Genomic DNA, 15791 nt, shown 5'->3' on the forward strand with positions numbered 1-15791 from the left:
CAGATTTGTGCGGAAAGTTTGCGTGCGGAAATGTTTTCGACAGGAATCGTGCACATCAAGGCAGCGTTCGCCCGATGCGGGCGAACACGGAAAGGATGAATCGTCGGGTCGACCGAGTCGCATCGTTGCGACGCCGACTGCAAGGCCGTCCTCGGTGCAGACTTCTGCAACACCCCGAGTCCGAGGAAAATAACCCGGAATGAATTCGTACAGGTTGCTCTACGCGCAACTCACCTCGCCGCCGTGGGCCCCGAAACCCGGCATGAAACGCTCGGATCGACCGGTGACGCGAGGGATGAACGGATCGACGCGGCCCCCTTGGTGTTCGGCGGACATCCCCGCCGTCGCGCGATTGCGACTCCCTACAGTGTGTGACAGAACCGCTGCGGACTCCACCCCCCGACCCGCTCATCAAGCTGCACTTCCACTTGATGAAACTCACGCGACCTGCTCTTGACCAGCGCGTGAGAACACGACACGGCGAACGCCCCCGGCGGGGCGCGAGCCGACGGACGAGTCGAGGGGATGCGCGGCCGCGGCCGGCCGGGGCGAGCGGAACCGGTTGCCGCTACACGTCCTCCACCAGGTTCGCCTCCTTCACGAGGTAGCCGAACTGGAACCGGCTCGTCGCGCCGAACATCTGCATGACCTGGCCGATGTGTTTACGACAGGTGCGCACCGATACACCCAGACGCCGGGCGATGGCTTCGTCCTTGGCTCCGGAGATCAACATCCTGACGATCTCCTTCTTCATGTCACTGCTGATGACCTCGGTTTCGGCCCGCCGACTGTCGAAATCCTTCGCCGTCGCCCAGACATGCTCGAAACACGAGTAGAGAAATTCGATGAGCGAGCGCTCCTGCACGACCACGGCACCGCCGTCCTCGCCGTTCGCGAGGATATACGCCGCAGTGCGGTCGAAGATGTATATCCTGCCGAAAAGCGCTCCCGCCGTCCGTATCTCGGCGCCGGCGTCGACCAGCTTCCCGGCATACTCGCGGATCGGTAGGTCGAAACGTGCGGCGTGCTGGTACAGAACCCGCATCCGCACGCCCCGGCCGAGCAGTCGGAAATCCCGTTCCTGTACCTCGGCCGACTCGTCGACCGGCCACCCGCCGCGGGGTTGCATACAGACGACCTCGTGCGAGCTGTTCGCCGCCGCCTCGGAGAGAAGTAATCTGACCGTCTCGGGCTCCTTCACGACGTCGAACGAGTTGGCGTTCCGACCGCCGAACTTGCTCGATCGAAACAGCAGCGAAAGCCGGGCGAGCTCGTTCCGGAGCTGGCCCGTCGCCATTTTCCAGCCGAGCAGCTCGCGCTCGCTGCGCGTCAGCAGTTGCGAGGAGGCGATACTCGGGTCGGCCGGGACGAACCAGGCGTCCCGCTGACGGGACGCCTGAATGAGCCGGAGTTCCAGGAGTTCGGCGATGATCTCCTCGCCCCGGCCGGGATTCTCGAAGCCGAATTCGTGTGCCACGTCGTCGGCCGCGAAGCCTTCTCTGCCCAGACTCCATTCATAAACTTCGAAAATTCCGGCAACCGGTTCGGGAAACAATGGCACTCCCAGTGAACTATGCATTCCTTCCATTTACCTCGGGGCAGGATACCCGAGCGGTGTCGAATGTTTCCACCGATACGCCGGTATAGAAAAATTGATCCCTAATGGGCCATTCTCCGCCGCGGTGAGCGATATGCGAGAGGAAAAATCGTTCCCGCCGACCTGTTTTCGCCTTTTCCGCCTCGCCGGTGCGTCACGGCGGCGCGAGATGTGCGCAAGCATGGCGCGCACGGCGTGCCGATACCAGCCCCGACGGCGGCCGATCCGCCGCCCGTCCGCGCCGGCGCCGAAGTCACGACCGGCGGATGCCTCCGGCACGGCACGGCGCCCGGGTCGATGAACCGGTTCTCGGGAGGTACGAGCACTCGTCGAGCGCGGCCCGGGCGACGAGCCGCCTAGCCGGCGGTGCTCGGTGCGGCCGACGCGGCTCGGGCGGCCCCGCCGGCTCCCGGCCGCGGCGATGCCCCTGCCGCGAGCGGTTCGGCGTTCTCCCGGAACGACCCGAACACGCCGCGGTGAAATACCAGCGGCTCGGGTTCGTCCTGGTTCACCCGCAGTGCGGTCACCTCGGCGATGAGAATGACGTGGTCTCCGGCGACATGCTCGACGTCGATCGAACACGACATCCAGGCGAGCGCATCACACAATTCCGGACCCGCCGCCGACTCGGTCCACCGGACACCGGCGAACCGATCGATGTCCTTGACCGAGAACTGCCGGCACAACTGTCCCTGGCCGCTGCCGAGGATATTGGCGCAGAATCCACCGCTCTGCCGAAGATCGACCAGCGTCGCCGACGCGTTTCCGACGCACAACATGACCAGCGGCGGATTCAACGACACCGACATGAACGAATTGCAGGCCATACCGACGGGCCGACCGAACGGATCGGTCGTGGTGATTACCGTTACCCCGGTCGGCAGGTATCCGAGGGTGCGCCGGAAATCCGTCGTGTCGAACGGGGCAACCATGATCGACTCCTCCGGTAGCAACTCCTCGAAGCATAATGAGCACTCCGAGCACCGCATTGGGACGAGTCACCAAGACCGCCGGCGGAATTTGGCTCCCCGGCGCAGTCATCGGCCCCGCCGAAGCCGTTCACCCGTCGGCCGAGCCGTTCACCGGCCCGCTCGCACCCAATCCCGGTATCGCCCGAGGGCGAACGACCCTGTGAAGCGGAAATGCGAACGGGCCGGCTCGATGAACGAGCCGGCCCGCCGGGTGCGCACGAATCGCCCGCCGCTCACTTCTCCAGATCGGGACGTACCCGCAGGGTCAGCGTCGACGCGGCGTCCAGCGACGTCTCGTTGATCGCGTAGACGACTCCCACGGTGTCCGCGTCGGCCCACACGCACGTGGGCAGCGCCTTGCCGCCCGATTGGATGCTGGTGCAGCGCAGCACACCGCCGAGCGCGCCGGGGCTCATCTCGCGAACGTTGCCCACGTCCGCCGACTTCTCCTGCGCCCCGTCCTGCATCCCCTCGATGATCTGATCCATCACCGTCGTCGGCGACAACAGCGGCGACGGGTTGGCCATCACCATGACCAGCGCCGTCGGCGTGCCGGCCCCGGCCGGGCCGTAGGCGGCCACCTTCGAACCGGCCACCGCCTGCCGCCGGATGGTGGTCTGGAGCGGATAGGCGTCGTCGCCCATCCGGTCGAGACCGCCCGCCCGCGCGGGGGTGTCCACGGTGCGCTTGGCCGTCGACGGCGTGCCCGTGGGCCGAACCGGCGGCTCGGGCGGCGCGGGCGGCGCCGAGGTGGGCCGACCGGTCACCGAGGCCGAAGCCGACGACGTGGGCTCGGCCACCGAGTCCTTGTCGTCGGAGGAGAACGCCCCGGTCGCCCCCAGCACGGCGACGGTACCCACCGCCAGCACGGCGACCACGGCCCCCACGATCAGGCCGACCTTGGGCCCGCGGCGCGGCGGCGGTTGCGGAATGCCGTATCCGGGCGGCCCGTACATCGGCTGCCCGGGCGGCGGCGGCGCGGCGTAGGGGTGGGCGCCCGGTTGGTGGGCGCCGGGCGGCGGCCCGTAGGGCCCACCGTACGACTGGCCAGGGGGCTGAGCCCCGTACGATCCCGGCGGCGGTCCATAGGACCCGCCACCGGGCGGCGGCGGCTGCTCGCCTCCTGCCGGCTGCTGAAACGACACGATCCACTTCCCCGCTACGAAAACGACGTCGATCGACGCATGGCCATCCTGCCCCACCGCGACAAACCGCCCACAAGGTGGTCCCGCCCGCGTCCGGGAGCCGGACCTCGACCCTGCGCCGGCCTCGGAGCGAACGCCCGGCCCGGCGGGGAGGGTTCGCCGCTCGTGGTGGCGCTGGTGCGTGCTCGGGCGGGGGGTGATTGTCGGCGGGAGCCGGCCGGGGTCGGTACGGTGATCGACGCGGCGTTGCGTCGGGGGTGCCGGACGGCGGTCGCGCACGGGGCGGATTCGGGACAGGAACACGGGGGGCGCGATCGTCATGACGCACTCATTGCCACCACAGGATCGGGGCCCGGGGCCGGTGCCCCAACCATGGGGCGGGCCGGCCGCGCCACGCCCGGCGAGCGGCCCGGCCGCGCCGCGCAAGGGCCTGGTGATCGTGGTCGGCGTGCTGATCACCGCCGCGTCGGCCGCCGCGATCGTGTTCCTGGTGTTGTGGTTGCACAACGTCGGCCAGTCGGTGGGCCCCGTGGACCGGAGCGATCTCAAGAAGGACCTGCCCGGTCCGCACGACGTCGGCCTGGGTGCCCCGGTGACACCCGACACCCCGGGAGGCGGCGCGTGAGCACCCCACAGCACCCGCACGACCCGGACGGCACACCGGGCCCGCAGGACCCGTGGGACGAGCAACGGCGGGCCCGGGCAGGACAGTCCACGCCGCCGACCTTCGCGCCCCCGCCGTCGGCCGCGACACCACCGACGTTCGCACCGCCGCCGTCGGCCGCAACCCCTCCGCCGTTCGCACCGCCGTCATCGGCCGGGGCCCCTCCGCCGTTCGTGCCACCGGCCCGGGCGCAGACGCCGCCCGGGTTCGCGCCGCCCCCGGACCCCACCCGTTCGCACCCCCAACCGCCCGCGCCGGACCCGGCACGGCAGCAGTCCCGGCCGCACATCCCGACCCAGGCCGGGCCGCAACCGCAGGCGCAGCCGGTTGCCCGACCGCAGCCCCGTCCGGCGCCGCTCCCGAATTCCTCCGGCGGCGGGTTCGTCGCCAACCCCAATCTGCCGCTGCACGACCCGCAGCCGCAGCCGGCGCCCTACCCGCAGCCGCACCCGCCCGGGTACGCCGGCCCGGCCGGTCCCGGCTCACCGCTCCCGCCGGTTCCGGCCCCGATGCCGCTGCAACCCGCGCCCTCGGCGCACCACTTCGTCTTCGGCCCGCCGCTCGCCCCGGGCCGGATCCGGCCCGCGCGCGATCGCCCGATCCTGCTCCGCAGCACGATCCTGGCCCTGGTGGTACTCGCGATCGCGGGCGTGGGCGCGGTGCGCCAGGCCGTCCATCCCGACGACTACGACAACACCGGCGAACGCGTCGCGGTCGCCTGGTCGTTGAAGGAGGGCCGGGACGGCCCCAAGCCCCCGGGGATCGCGGTCGCCGACGCGCGCACGCTGGAGGGCACCTGGTTCCAGGGCGACACCGTGGTCCGCTCGGAACGTGCCCGCGTGGTCGCGTACCGGGTGGACAGCGGCGCCACCGTTTGGGAGAAGCCGCTCCCGAACGGCGCCGCGATGTGCGCCGCGGGCGCCGAGACCGACGGGCCGATCGCCGTCGTCGTCTATGGCGTCGGTACCGCCTGCGACCGGATCGCGGGCATCGACATCACCTCCGGCACCGAGGTGTGGAGCAAGCCGCGCACCGCCGAGGGGCCCCCGGCCCGCGAGCGTCTGGCCGTCTCGCGCGGCGTCGTGGTCAGCGGCGACACCGCGTTCCGGATCAGGGACGGTGCCCGACTGTGGGTCGCGGACCGCACCTTCGCGGCGGGCTGCCACGTCACCGGCTTCCGCGGCGGGCCGGCGCTCGTCGCCAACGGACTGTGCGGGACCACCGACGCCGTCTGGGCCGTGGACCCGCTCACCGGCAAGCCGGCCTGGGTGCACAAACTGCCCAGGGACGGCACGGTGCCCAAGGACGGGTCGCCGGTGGTGTCCACCTCCCCGGTGATCGTCGACGAACCGAACACGCCGGGCGGCCCGGCCCGGCTGGTCGTGCTGTCCGACCGCGGCGAACCCGCCTACCCGATCGAGGTCGGCGGTCCGCTGGTCGGCGACGCGCGCGACGACGCACACAGGAGCACGCACGACACCGTGCCACGCATCCTCGCCGACCGACGCACGATCTACGTGCCCGGCAACAACGGGCAGTCCGTGCACGCCTCGAACACGCCCGGGGCCAACCAGATCATCGCGGTCGACCGGGAGAGCGGCCGGGTGCGCTGGATCTCCGCGCTGCCCGCCGCCGTCAGGATGCTGCGCCTGAGCGTGGACAGCAAGGCCGCGCCAATCTCGGTGGACCCGGACGGCGGTCTGCGGGTGTGGGTCAACGCCCGGGGCAGCAAGCCGCCGCGCCTGGTCCGCTTCGACCCGGAGACCGGCCACATCCGGGTCCTCGACGAGTATCCGCTGCGGCTGGGCGTCTCCCTCGCCGAGGCGATGCCCACGCCCTTCGAGCACGACGGCCGACTGTTCCTGGTCGACGAAAGCACCGCCGGCCTCGGCTACCGCCTGATCGCCGGCGCACGACGCGGGGCCTGAAGCCGGTCGCGGACGCCCGACGTGTGGTGAGCGTCCGCCAGGCCGTGTCCGGTCCGGGCGCGGACACCCGGTGAACCGGTGTCCGCGCCGTGCCTCAGTGCGGTCCCCGGACCGCGCCCGGGGTCTGCGGGGACCGCGACCCCCACGGGCCGCTGCGCCAGGTGATGCCGTTCCAGCGGCCGAGCCGGCGGATCTCCCAGATGCCGAGCCCGGTGATGATCACCGAACCGCCCACGCCGACCACGGCCTTGATGTTGTCCGGCACGATGTCGGAGCCCGCGAACAGCGGGTTGTCGGTCTTGACCAGCAGGTCGGTGAGCGCGAACGTCCAGGCCAACCACATCGCCATCAGCGCGGGCAGGATCGGGTGCCCGTCCGCCGCCGAGAACAGATGTTGCGCCACCTGCCAGATGGCCACCAGGGCGAACCCGAAGACCCAGATCCCGGCGACCATGGACACCCACGACAACACCAGTTGCACCGTGGTGCCGTCCGTGCGCAGCGTGTTGGTGTCGGCGCCGAGGCCGGCGCCCTTGCGGCAGACCACGGCCAGTGCGATGCCCAGCACCGGGACGACCAGGAACAGCCCGACCGAGCGGACCGGATGGATCAACTGCCGCATGGTCAGCGAGCGCAGGTGCGGCCGGGCGCAGAGCACCAGTACGAGGCCCATCACCAGGATGCCGACGATGCCGTACAGCGGCAGCAGCACGAGCCGACGCACCATCGCCGACGCGAATTCGGAGATCACCTGCGCGCCCTGCACCTTGGTGGTGGTGCCGGCCGCCTCGCCGGAGGTGTGCGTGCGCTCCTGGTACAGCCCGCGCAGGAACACGGCCAGCACGATCGTCAGACCGAGCCAGGCGCGCACCCGGTTGAGGTTGCCCATCAGCCCGTCCGGCTTGCCGATCCGGTGCGCCGGGCGCAACATCCGGTGCGCGAGTACACCGGGCACGACCACGGAGGCCACGTTGGCGATCCAGCGCCGCTCGATCTGCGCGGGCGTCTCGACGGCCGCGTGCGCGGGTGTGTGCCCGGGTGCATATGGGTGTGGAAGCGTGTGTGCGTGCTGGCCGGCATGGGCCATCGGTCGGAACCTCCCCGCAGAACGACCGGCTCGGGCCGCACCACGTTAGCAACGCGCGCACGCTGCCACGCGGGCTGTCCGACTCCCCCGGTGAATCCGGCGGCGGCGCCCGATGCCGCACCTCGGCGTGCGCCGGGCATCGGACCCGCGCGGCTGCCTCGCGGGCACATCCGCGGTGCGATCGGCCCGGCGCCGGGCCCGGGACGCGGTTGCCGCGCCGCCGAGCGGAGCGGACCGACACCGCGCGGCCGGGCGGCCGGGCGGCCGGCCCTCGATCGTGACCGCGCCCTCGGGCTCAACGCGCGGCGCCGGCCGCGATCCGAGGGGCGATGCCCGCGAGTTCGGCCAGGCGTCGGGCCGAGTCCAGGCGGCCGGCCCGGTCGTACGCGCTCGTGGTGACCAGGAACTCGTCCGCGTCGGTGCGGGCGAACAGGCCGGCCAGTTCGCCGGCCACGCTCTCGGCGGTGCCGTGGACCTGGTCGCGGAGCGCGGCCTCCAGATGTTCCCGCTCGCGCGGGCTCATCGCGGTCGCGCGGATCCGTTCGGCCGGGATCAGCGGCGGGAAGGTGCCGCGGGTGCGCGAGTAGGCGGCGGCCCATGCCTCGGGCAGCAGCAGGTCGTGGGCCGCCTCCGCGGTGTCCGCGACCGCGACCGTGCCGGCCACCACGACGTAGGGCCGCGACGACCACGCGGACGGGCGAAAGGCGCTCCGGTAGCGCTCGATCGCGCTCAGCATGCGCTCCTCGCCGATCGCCGCGGCGACCACGAGCGGCACCCCGGCGAGCGCCGCGTGGTCGGCGCCGGCACCGGTGGCGAGCACGAAGGGGGCGGGGCGCAGCCCCTCGGCCGGTCGGGCGTGCACTCCGGGGTGCGCGTCCTGGGTGCCCAGGAAGTAGCCGAGCAGTTCGGCCAGGCGGTCCGGGAAGTCCTCGGCCGCGTCCTTGCCCCGGCCCAGCGCGGCCCGGATCCCGTCGGTGAAGCCCACCGACCGACCCACGCCCAGGTCGATCCGTCCCGGGTACAGCGACTCCAGGACGCCGAACTGTTCGGCCACCACCAGCGGTTGGTGGTTGGGCAGCATCACCCCGCCGGTCCCGACCCGGATCCGCTCGGTGACCGCCGCCACCGCGGCGGCCAGCACGGTGGGTGCCGACCCGGCCACGCCCGGCACGCTGTGATGCTCGGCGACCCAGAATCGGTGGTATCCCAGGCGCTCCACGTCGCGCGCGAACGCCACGGCATGGCGCAGCGCCGAGGCGGGGTGCTCCCCCTCCAGGGTGAGCGACCTGTCGAGCACGGAGAACCGGACACCCGGCGGCAACACGTTCACACGAGTGCCAACACCCACCCGGGCCGGTAATTCCCACCCCGTCGGGTCACCCGGCCGGCACCTCGGGACGAGAGGTGCCGGCCGTCGGCACACGTGCAGCCGCCGGCACACGTGCAGGAACATCCCCGGGCTCCCGTGAGGGGATCCGCGTCGGCGGACGCGTCCGCTCCTCCCCGGGGATGTCCCCCATCCCGCCCGGCGCGGCCGATCGGCTGCGGCCGGGCACCGGGAACCGGTGGCCCCTCCGGTCCCGGAGTCGTGGCACCGGGACGGGACTTCGCAGCGCGGCGGTCCCGACCGGCGCCGCGGTCTCAGCGCTCGGCCAGATAGGCCGCGGCCACCGCCCGCAGGTGGTCGTGCCGCCCCTCGTAGGCGCGGTGTCGGCCGAGCACCGCCTTGGGCAGCTTGCCGACCATCGTGTAGTTGGTGTCGCACACGTTGGCGGCCGGGGCCAGGCCGGCCTGGCTGACCAATTGGTAGGCGTCGAGCAGTTCCAGGTCGAGCAGGTCCGCCGCCCAGTCCACCAGGTCGCGCTGGCTGATCCGGAAGGCGTCCTCCAGCGGCCGGGCCGAACCGGTGGTGAGCAGGTATTCGTCGTTCTCCAGGCGCGGCGACGCGGGCGCGCCGCCCTTGATCAGGTCGACCACGATCACCGTGCGCATGGCCGCCTCGACCGCGGTCCCGCACACCTCCCCCTCGCCCTGTCGGGCGTGGCCGTCACCGATCGAGAGCATCCCGCCCGCGACGTTGACGCCGAAGTACGCGGTGGTACCGGCGCGCATCTCGGGCGTGTCCATGTTGCCGCCGTGCGCCCCCGGAGTGATCGACATCAGCGTCTCGCCGCCCGCCGGCGCGACCCCGACGGTGCCGTGCATCGGGTCCAGCGGCAGTTCCACCGTGAAGTCGCTCTTCCGGGCCCGGAAGCGGCAGACGCCGGCCGCGACGTCCAGGTCGTACACCCACACCCTTTCCTCCAGCGGGGCGTGCAGCATCGCCGTGGTCGGCGTCGCGGTCAGCGCGCCGAAGTGCGGGAAGGTGCTGGAGATGCCCCAGTCGCGGGCGGGCGTGATGTCCACGAAGTGCACCGCGAGGGTGTCGCCGGGTTCGGCGCCCTCGACCGCGATCGGTCCGGTGACCGGATTGAGGTAGGGGAAGGTGCACACCGCGCTGGGCAGGTCGTCGATGCCCCTGACGCTCCCGCCGAAGCAGTCCTCGGTGGACAACTCGACGATGGTGCCGGGCCGGACCGTCACGAGCGGCCGGCGCCCGCCGAAGGTGTAGGCGTACTGGTGGTAGGTCGGCCTCACGGAGACGACTTCGAGCAGGGTCATACCGGTTCCTCGACGTGGTCGATGGCGGAGATTTTGGGCCGGCGGCCCGCCAGGACCAGGCCGGCGAGGAGGGCGACGCCGATCGCGAACCAGATCGTGCCCAGTCGTTTCGCGTCGCCGTCGGCGTTGTAGACGACGTAGGCCAGGATCGCGAAGCCGAGCGAGGGTGCGATCAGGTGTCGCCAGTAGTCCCGGCTCTTGTGCCGGACGAGATAGTGCACGACCACCGACACGTGCAGCACCAGGAAGGTGGTGAGCGCGCCGATGTTGACCAGGCTGCTCAGCGTGGTGATGCCGTCGTCGCGGGTGCTGGTGTACAGGCCCAGGGCGAGCGAGACCGCCGCGGTGAGCAGCGTGGCGTTGACCGGGACCCGGTGCTTGGGGTGCACCTTGGCCAGGAAGGACGGCAGTTGCCGGTCCCGGGCCATCGCGTACAGCAGGCGCGAGGTCGCGGCCTGGGCCACCAGCGAGTTGGCGAAGCCCCACGCGATCGCGGTGGCCACGGCGGTGAGCTTGGCCAACCAGCCGCCCGCCGCGACCCGGGCCGCGTCGTAGAACGCGGTGCCGTCCGGGTCGCCGTTGTCGATCAGCGCCTTGGGGTCGGACACCAGCAGCGAGGCCACCCACGTCTGCACGATGAACAGCGTCCCGGCCAGGAGCAGCGCGGCGACCATCGACCTGCCGATGGCCTTGGCCGAGTCCTTGTTCTCCTCGGACAGCATGGAGATGCCGTCGAAGCCGAGAAAGCTCAGCGCCGCGATCGAGACGGCGCCGAAGACCAGGCTCCAGGAGAAGGTGTCGCTGTTGTAGATCGGGGTGAAGTCGAAGCCGCGGCCCTTGCCGTCGATCAGCGCGACCACGCCGATCACGATGAACACGATCAGGATGATCAGTTCGCCGATCAGCATGATCTTGTTGACCTTGGCGGTCATCTCCACGCCGAGGTAGTTGACCGCCGTGTTCAGCAGCACGAACCCGACCACCCACATCCACACCGGGATCGAGGTGACGAGCGAGTTCATCGCGACGGCGGCGATCAGGTAGAGCAGGCCGGGGACCAGGATGTAGTCGAGCAGGATCATCCAGCCGGCCAGGAAGCCCACCGGGGCGGCGATGCCGCGGCCGGCGTAGGAGTACACCGATCCGGCCATCGGGAACGCCTGGGACATCTGGGCATAGGACAGCGCGGTGAACATCATCGCGACCATGCCGATGACGTAGGCGAGCGCCACCATGCCGCCCGAGCCCTGGAACACGCCGCCGAAGATGCCGAACGGCGCGATCGGGACCATGAAGACCAGGCCGTAGACGAGCAGGTCACGAAAGCTCAGGGAGCGGCGGAGTTCTTGCTTGTAGCCGTACTTCTCGATCGACGCGGGGCTGCCGGTCGAGCCCGGACCGTCGGTCGGGCCGGGACTGTCGGTGGAGCCGGGTCTGGCGGTCGACCCGGGTCTTCCGGTGATTTCGGGCGCGGGGACTTCGCTCATGTTGGTCTCTCCTCGGGACGACCCCGAGGGGTCTCGAAGAGACCTTAGAACCAGTTATTTCCAAATGGAAGTACTTTCTCGTCGCGGCAGCACGGCGAAATCCAGCCCCTCCGCCCGAGCCAGGTACACCTGCCGGCGCGGTGGCCCCAGCGGCGAGCGGGCCCAGGCCCCGCGCGCGGCCTCCGGGTCCCCGTCCAACAGGCGATGGACCTCCGCCGCCAACCCGCTCGGCGCGAGCGCGCCGCGCGCGGCCAACGCCGCGACCAGGTGCAGCCCGTCGTACAGGCCCTCGGCGTAGGCATCCAGCACCGGCGCCTGCGGCCCGAACAACGACCGGTGCCGCTCGGCCAGGCCCAGCCGACGATCGTCGGTCTGCGACGCGAACGACTGCATCACCGCGTACATCGCGCCGGTGTCGTCCCCGCCGTACGCCAACAGTCCGTTCTCCTCCAGCGAGCCGGACAGCCGCACCAGGATGCGATCCAGCCCGGCATGCCGCAGCGCCCGGTTGAAGTCGACCAGATCGCGGCCGATCAGGCTGAGCAGCAGCGCATCGGCCCGGGTGGCCCGCAGCCCGGCGAACAACTCGTCCAGCCCCGCCCGCACCGCACCGAAGCCCACCCGCCGCTCGTACACCACACTGCTGCGCGCGTCCGCGATCAACCGCGTGGCGGCGGCGTGGATGGCCTGCGGCCAGATGTAGTCGTTGCCGATCAGCGCCCACCGGCGCAGCCGATGGTGCTCGGTGAGCCACCCGATCGACTCGCGCAACTGACGCATCGGGTCGACCCCCGTGCACACCACCCCGGGCAGTCGGTCGCCGCCCTCGTGCGGCGGGGTGAAGATGTACGGGGTCCGGCCGCTCACCACCGACTCGATCGCCCGGTGCACATCGCTGGTGTGGAAGCCGACCAACACGTCCACCGCTCCGGCGTCGCCGAGCAGCTCGACCTGCGCCGCGACCTGGTCGGGCGGCCCGCCGGCGTCCACCAGGACCAGTTCCAGCGGGCGGTCGCGCACCCCGCAGGCCGTGTTGATCTCGTGCGCCGCGAGCAGCGCCGCATCCACCGCGGAGGGTCCGATGATGCCCAGCGCACCGGACTGGGGCACCACGAGCCCCACTCGAAGCACGTGCGGGTTCCGGTCGGAATGCAGTGCGTCGAGCGGCTCGATCAAGACTGTCTCGACGCTCATCAGGCGAGTAAGTATGCTCCCGAGAACGGTCTGGTGAAGGGGTGATGGGCATGTCCGCCGGCGAACTCGCGGAGCGGGCCGTCGGGCAGCCGCTCCTGGTCGAGATGCTCACCCTCGCGCAGCGCCGCCTCACCCGCACGCTGACCCACACGTTGGCCGAGGAGAACTGCACCTTCGACCAGTGGCTCGTGCTGCGCGCCCTGGGCGACGGCGAGGGCCGGTCGATGGGCGATCTGGCCCAGAGCCTGCTGATTCCGCATGCCAGCCTGACCCGGATCGTGGACGCGCTGGTGGACAACGGCTGGATCTACCGACGCCAGTCCGGCACGGACCGCCGCCGGATCACGGCCCACCTGTCCCGGCGCGGCCACGATCGCCTCGCCCGGCTGAACGCGCTGGCCGAGGCGCACGAGTCGGCCGTGCGGGCCGCGTGCGCGAGCGAGGATCCGACCGCCATCCTGGCCTACCTGGCCGGGCCGGACGCGGGCTGACCGGGCCGGGAACGCCGGCCCACCGGGCCGGGGTGCGCACGTGCCGCGCTACGCCCCGGCGCCCGCCCGCACCGGGGCCGCGACCCGACCCCGCCCGGCGGCCGACCCCGCCGGACCGACCCGGCCGCGCCCCGGCCCGTCAGGGCGCCGCCAGGAATCGCGCGGTCACCCCCGCGCCCTTCGCCGCCACGTCCGCAGGCACCCCGCTCGCCACGATCCGGCCGCCGTTCGCCCCGCCGCCGGGACCCATGTCGATCATCCAGTCCGCGCCGGCGATCACGTCCAGGTCGTGTTCGACCACCACCACCGTGCTGCCCGCCGCGACCAGTCCGTGCAACTGGCGCATCAACAACTCGACATCCGCCGGGTGCAGCCCGGCCGTCGGCTCGTCCAACAGGTACAGCGTGTGCCCGCGCCGGGCCCGTTGCAGCTCGCTCGCCAACTTGATCCGCTGCGCCTCGCCGCCGGAGAGCTCGGTCGCCGGTTGGCCCAGCCGCACATAGCCCAGGCCCACCTCGCGCAGTGTGGTCAGGCTGCGCGCGGCGGCGGGCACCTCGGCGAGGAAGTCGGCGGCGGCGTCCACGGTCAGCCCGAGCACGTCCGCCACACTCAGTCCGCGGTAGGCGACCTCCAGCGTCTGCGGGTTGTAGCGCGCACCGTGGCAGGTCGGACACGGCGCATACGTCCCCGGCAGGAACAGCAGCTCGACCGCGACGAAGCCCTCGCCCGAACACGTCTCGCACCGGCCGCCTTCCACGTTGAAGGAGAACCGGCTCGCGGTCCACCCGCGCTCGCGCGCCGCGTCGGTGTCCGCGAACAGTTTGCGGACCGTGTCGAACAGGCCGGTGTAGGTGGCCAGGTTCGAGCGCGGCGTGCGCCCGATCGGCTTCTGGTCCACCCGCACCATGCGGTCGATCACCTCCAGGCCCTCGACCGCGCGGATCTCCCCGGACTCCTGCCGCCCTTCCTCGTCCTCCTGCGCCCCGCTGCCCAGGTGCTCCGCCGTCACGTCAGCCAACACCCCGCCGATCAGACTGGACTTGCCCGCCCCGGAGACCCCGGTGACCACCGTGAACACGCCCAGCGGCAGACGCACGTCCAACTCGCGCAGGTTGTGCAGGCTCACCCCGGTCAGCGTCAGCCACCCGCTCGGCGACCGCGGTTCCCGCGCCGGCCGCGGATCGGTCCGGAACAGGAATCGGCGGGTCGCCGAGTCCGCCACCTCACGCAGCCCGTCCGGCGGGCCGCTGTACAGGATCCGGCCGCCGCCCTCCCCCGCGCCGGGACCCACGTCCACCAGCCAGCCCGCCCGGCGCGCCACCGCCATCCGGTGCTCCACCACGAACAGCGAATTGCCCGCCGCGCGCAGCCGGTCGAGCACCACGAGCAGCGCCTCGGTGTCCGCCGAGTGCAACCCGGCGGACGGCTCGTCCAACACGTACACCACCCCGAACAGCCCCGACCGCAACTGGGTGGCCAGCCGCAACCGCTGCAGTTCGCCCGACGACAACGTCGGCGTCTCCCGGTCCATGCTCAAGTAGCCCAGGCCCAACTCGACCAGCACCGCGATCCGCGCCACCAGATCGGCGCAGATCGTCACGGCCGGCTCGCCGTCGGCCCCGGCCCCGGCCAGTACCTTCGCCGCCTCCGCCAGCGGCAGGGCGACCAGCGCGGCGATGTCGTACCCCGCGAAGGTCACCGCCAGCGATGCGGGCCGCAGCCGCCGACCGTGGCACACCGGGCACGGTCCGCTCTCCAGGAAGCGCTCGACCCGTTTGCGCTGTGTCGCGCTCTTCGAACTCGCGAACGTCTTCAGCACGATCCGCCGCGCGCTGCTGTACGTGCCCTGGTAGTCGCGCTGGATCCGGCTCGCGTCGCGCACCGGGTGCACGGTGACCACCGGCTGATCGTCGGTGAACAGGATCCACTCCCGCTCCGCCCTGGGCAGCTCGCGCCACGGCCGGTCCACGTCGTAGCCGAGCGTGGCCAGGATGTCCCGCAGGTTCTTCCCGTACCAGGCACCGGGCCACGCGGCGATCGCCCCGTCCCGGATCGATTTGCCCGGATCCGGGACCAGCGACTCCTCGCTCACCTCGTGCACCAGGCCCAGGCCGTGACAGTTCGGGCAGGCCCCGGCCGCGGTGTTCGGCGAGAACGCGTCCGAATCCACCCGCTCCGCGCCGGGCGGGTAGTCGCCGGCCCGGGAGAAGAGCATCCGCAGCGAATTGGACAGCGTCGTCAGGGTGCCCACCGTCGAGCGCGAGGTCGGCGCGGACCGCTGCTGACGCAGCGCGATGGCCGGCGGCAACCCGCTGATCTCGTCCACGTGCGGCGCGCCGACCTGCTGGATCAACCGCCGGGCATAGGGCGCGATCGACTCGAAGTAGCGCCGCTGCGCCTCCGCGTACACCGTGCCGAACGCCAGCGAGGACTTGCCCGATCCGGACACCCCCGTGAACACCACGAACGTGTCGCGCGGAATGTCCACGTCCACGTCCCGCAGGTTGTGCTCCCGCGCACCGCGCACCCGCACATACGGATCGTGCTCGGTCATCACATCGCTCCT

Annotated in this window: 12 protein-coding genes; 3 read left to right on the forward strand and 9 right to left on the reverse strand. The window is 71.6% G+C overall.

What is annotated here, in order from left to right; all coding sequences use genetic code 11:
- Window positions 1–568: 568 nt before the first annotated feature.
- The 3 genes from ACFZBU_RS25140 to ACFZBU_RS25150 form a co-directional block, all read right to left on the reverse strand.
- Complete coding sequence (locus tag ACFZBU_RS25140) at window positions 569–1555, reverse strand: LuxR C-terminal-related transcriptional regulator (protein WP_391585896.1); 987 nt, start codon at window positions 1553–1555, stop codon at window positions 569–571.
- Window positions 1556–1953: 398 nt separating this feature from the next.
- Window positions 1954–2529: a flavin reductase family protein gene (locus tag ACFZBU_RS25145; protein WP_391585897.1), complete on the reverse strand. Its 576-nt coding sequence runs from the start codon at window positions 2527–2529 to the stop codon at window positions 1954–1956.
- 272 nt (window positions 2530–2801) lie between these two features.
- Window positions 2802–3713 (reverse strand): hypothetical protein, encoded by a 912-nt coding sequence (locus tag ACFZBU_RS25150; RefSeq protein WP_391585898.1) that lies wholly within the window; start codon window positions 3711–3713, stop codon window positions 2802–2804.
- A gap of 319 nt (window positions 3714–4032) precedes the next feature.
- On the opposite strand from ACFZBU_RS25150, the gene ACFZBU_RS25155 reads away from it, so the two are divergent.
- Both ACFZBU_RS25155 and ACFZBU_RS25160 read left to right on the forward strand, forming a co-directional pair.
- Window positions 4033–4338, forward strand: coding sequence for a hypothetical protein (locus ACFZBU_RS25155; RefSeq protein WP_391585899.1), 306 nt, complete (start codon window positions 4033–4035; stop codon window positions 4336–4338).
- Window positions 4335–6305, forward strand: a complete 1971-nt coding sequence (locus ACFZBU_RS25160; RefSeq protein ID WP_391585900.1) for a PQQ-binding-like beta-propeller repeat protein — start codon at window positions 4335–4337, stop codon at window positions 6303–6305. The genes ACFZBU_RS25155 and ACFZBU_RS25160 overlap by 4 nt, the downstream gene beginning before the upstream one ends.
- A gap of 94 nt (window positions 6306–6399) precedes the next feature.
- Here the strand turns inward: ACFZBU_RS25160 and ACFZBU_RS25165 are convergent, their stop codons facing one another.
- The 5 genes from ACFZBU_RS25165 to ACFZBU_RS25185 form a co-directional block, all read right to left on the reverse strand.
- Entirely contained in the window at window positions 6400–7392 is a 993-nt protein-coding gene (locus ACFZBU_RS25165) for a hypothetical protein (RefSeq protein ID WP_391585901.1), read from the reverse strand.
- A 295-nt stretch (window positions 7393–7687) separates the two neighbouring features.
- Window positions 7688–8722 (reverse strand): MsnO8 family LLM class oxidoreductase, encoded by a 1035-nt coding sequence (locus tag ACFZBU_RS25170; protein WP_391585902.1) that lies wholly within the window; start codon window positions 8720–8722, stop codon window positions 7688–7690.
- Window positions 8723–9033: 311 nt separating this feature from the next.
- Window positions 9034–10053: an acetamidase/formamidase family protein gene (locus ACFZBU_RS25175; protein WP_391585903.1), complete on the reverse strand. Its 1020-nt coding sequence runs from the start codon at window positions 10051–10053 to the stop codon at window positions 9034–9036.
- The gene (locus tag ACFZBU_RS25180) at window positions 10050–11540 is read right to left on the reverse strand and encodes an APC family permease (protein ID WP_391585904.1); all 1491 of its coding nucleotides are present in this window, start codon (window positions 11538–11540) and stop codon (window positions 10050–10052) included. The genes ACFZBU_RS25175 and ACFZBU_RS25180 overlap by 4 nt, the downstream gene beginning before the upstream one ends.
- Window positions 11541–11594: 54 nt before the next feature.
- Entirely contained in the window at window positions 11595–12734 is a 1140-nt protein-coding gene (locus ACFZBU_RS25185; protein ID WP_391585905.1) for a substrate-binding domain-containing protein, read from the reverse strand.
- Between the two features lie 50 nt (window positions 12735–12784).
- Between ACFZBU_RS25185 and ACFZBU_RS25190 the strand changes: the two genes are divergently transcribed.
- On the forward strand, window positions 12785–13225 hold the full coding sequence (locus tag ACFZBU_RS25190) for a MarR family winged helix-turn-helix transcriptional regulator (protein WP_391585906.1): 441 nt from the start codon (window positions 12785–12787) through the stop codon (window positions 13223–13225).
- 139 nt (window positions 13226–13364) lie between these two features.
- Here ACFZBU_RS25190 and ACFZBU_RS25195 read toward each other — a convergent pair whose 3' ends face one another.
- Entirely contained in the window at window positions 13365–15779 is a 2415-nt protein-coding gene (locus ACFZBU_RS25195) for an ATP-binding cassette domain-containing protein (RefSeq protein ID WP_391585907.1), read from the reverse strand.
- Window positions 15780–15791 lie beyond the last annotated feature (12 nt).

The organism is Embleya sp. NPDC008237 (assembly GCF_042956465.1).
Taxonomy (GTDB): Bacteria; Actinomycetota; Actinomycetes; order Streptomycetales; family Streptomycetaceae; genus Embleya.

Bases quoted from the DNA above. Each gene is read 5' to 3' on its own strand.
- ACFZBU_RS25165 (WP_391585901.1), bottom strand. From the start codon at position 7,392: ATGGCCCATGCCGGCCAGCACGCACACACGCTTCCACACCCATATGCA.
- ACFZBU_RS25155 (WP_391585899.1), top strand. From the start codon at position 4,033: ATGACGCACTCATTGCCACCACAGGATCGGGGCCCGGGGCCGGTGCCC.
- ACFZBU_RS25180 (WP_391585904.1), bottom strand. From the start codon at position 11,540: ATGAGCGAAGTCCCCGCGCCCGAAATCACCGGAAGACCCGGGTCGACC.
- ACFZBU_RS25145 (WP_391585897.1), bottom strand. From the start codon at position 2,529: ATGGTTGCCCCGTTCGACACGACGGATTTCCGGCGCACCCTCGGATAC.
- ACFZBU_RS25195 (WP_391585907.1), bottom strand. From the start codon at position 15,779: ATGACCGAGCACGATCCGTATGTGCGGGTGCGCGGTGCGCGGGAGCAC.
- ACFZBU_RS25185 (WP_391585905.1), bottom strand. From the start codon at position 12,734: ATGAGCGTCGAGACAGTCTTGATCGAGCCGCTCGACGCACTGCATTCC.
- ACFZBU_RS25190 (WP_391585906.1), top strand. From the start codon at position 12,785: ATGTCCGCCGGCGAACTCGCGGAGCGGGCCGTCGGGCAGCCGCTCCTG.
- ACFZBU_RS25175 (WP_391585903.1), bottom strand. From the start codon at position 10,053: ATGACCCTGCTCGAAGTCGTCTCCGTGAGGCCGACCTACCACCAGTAC.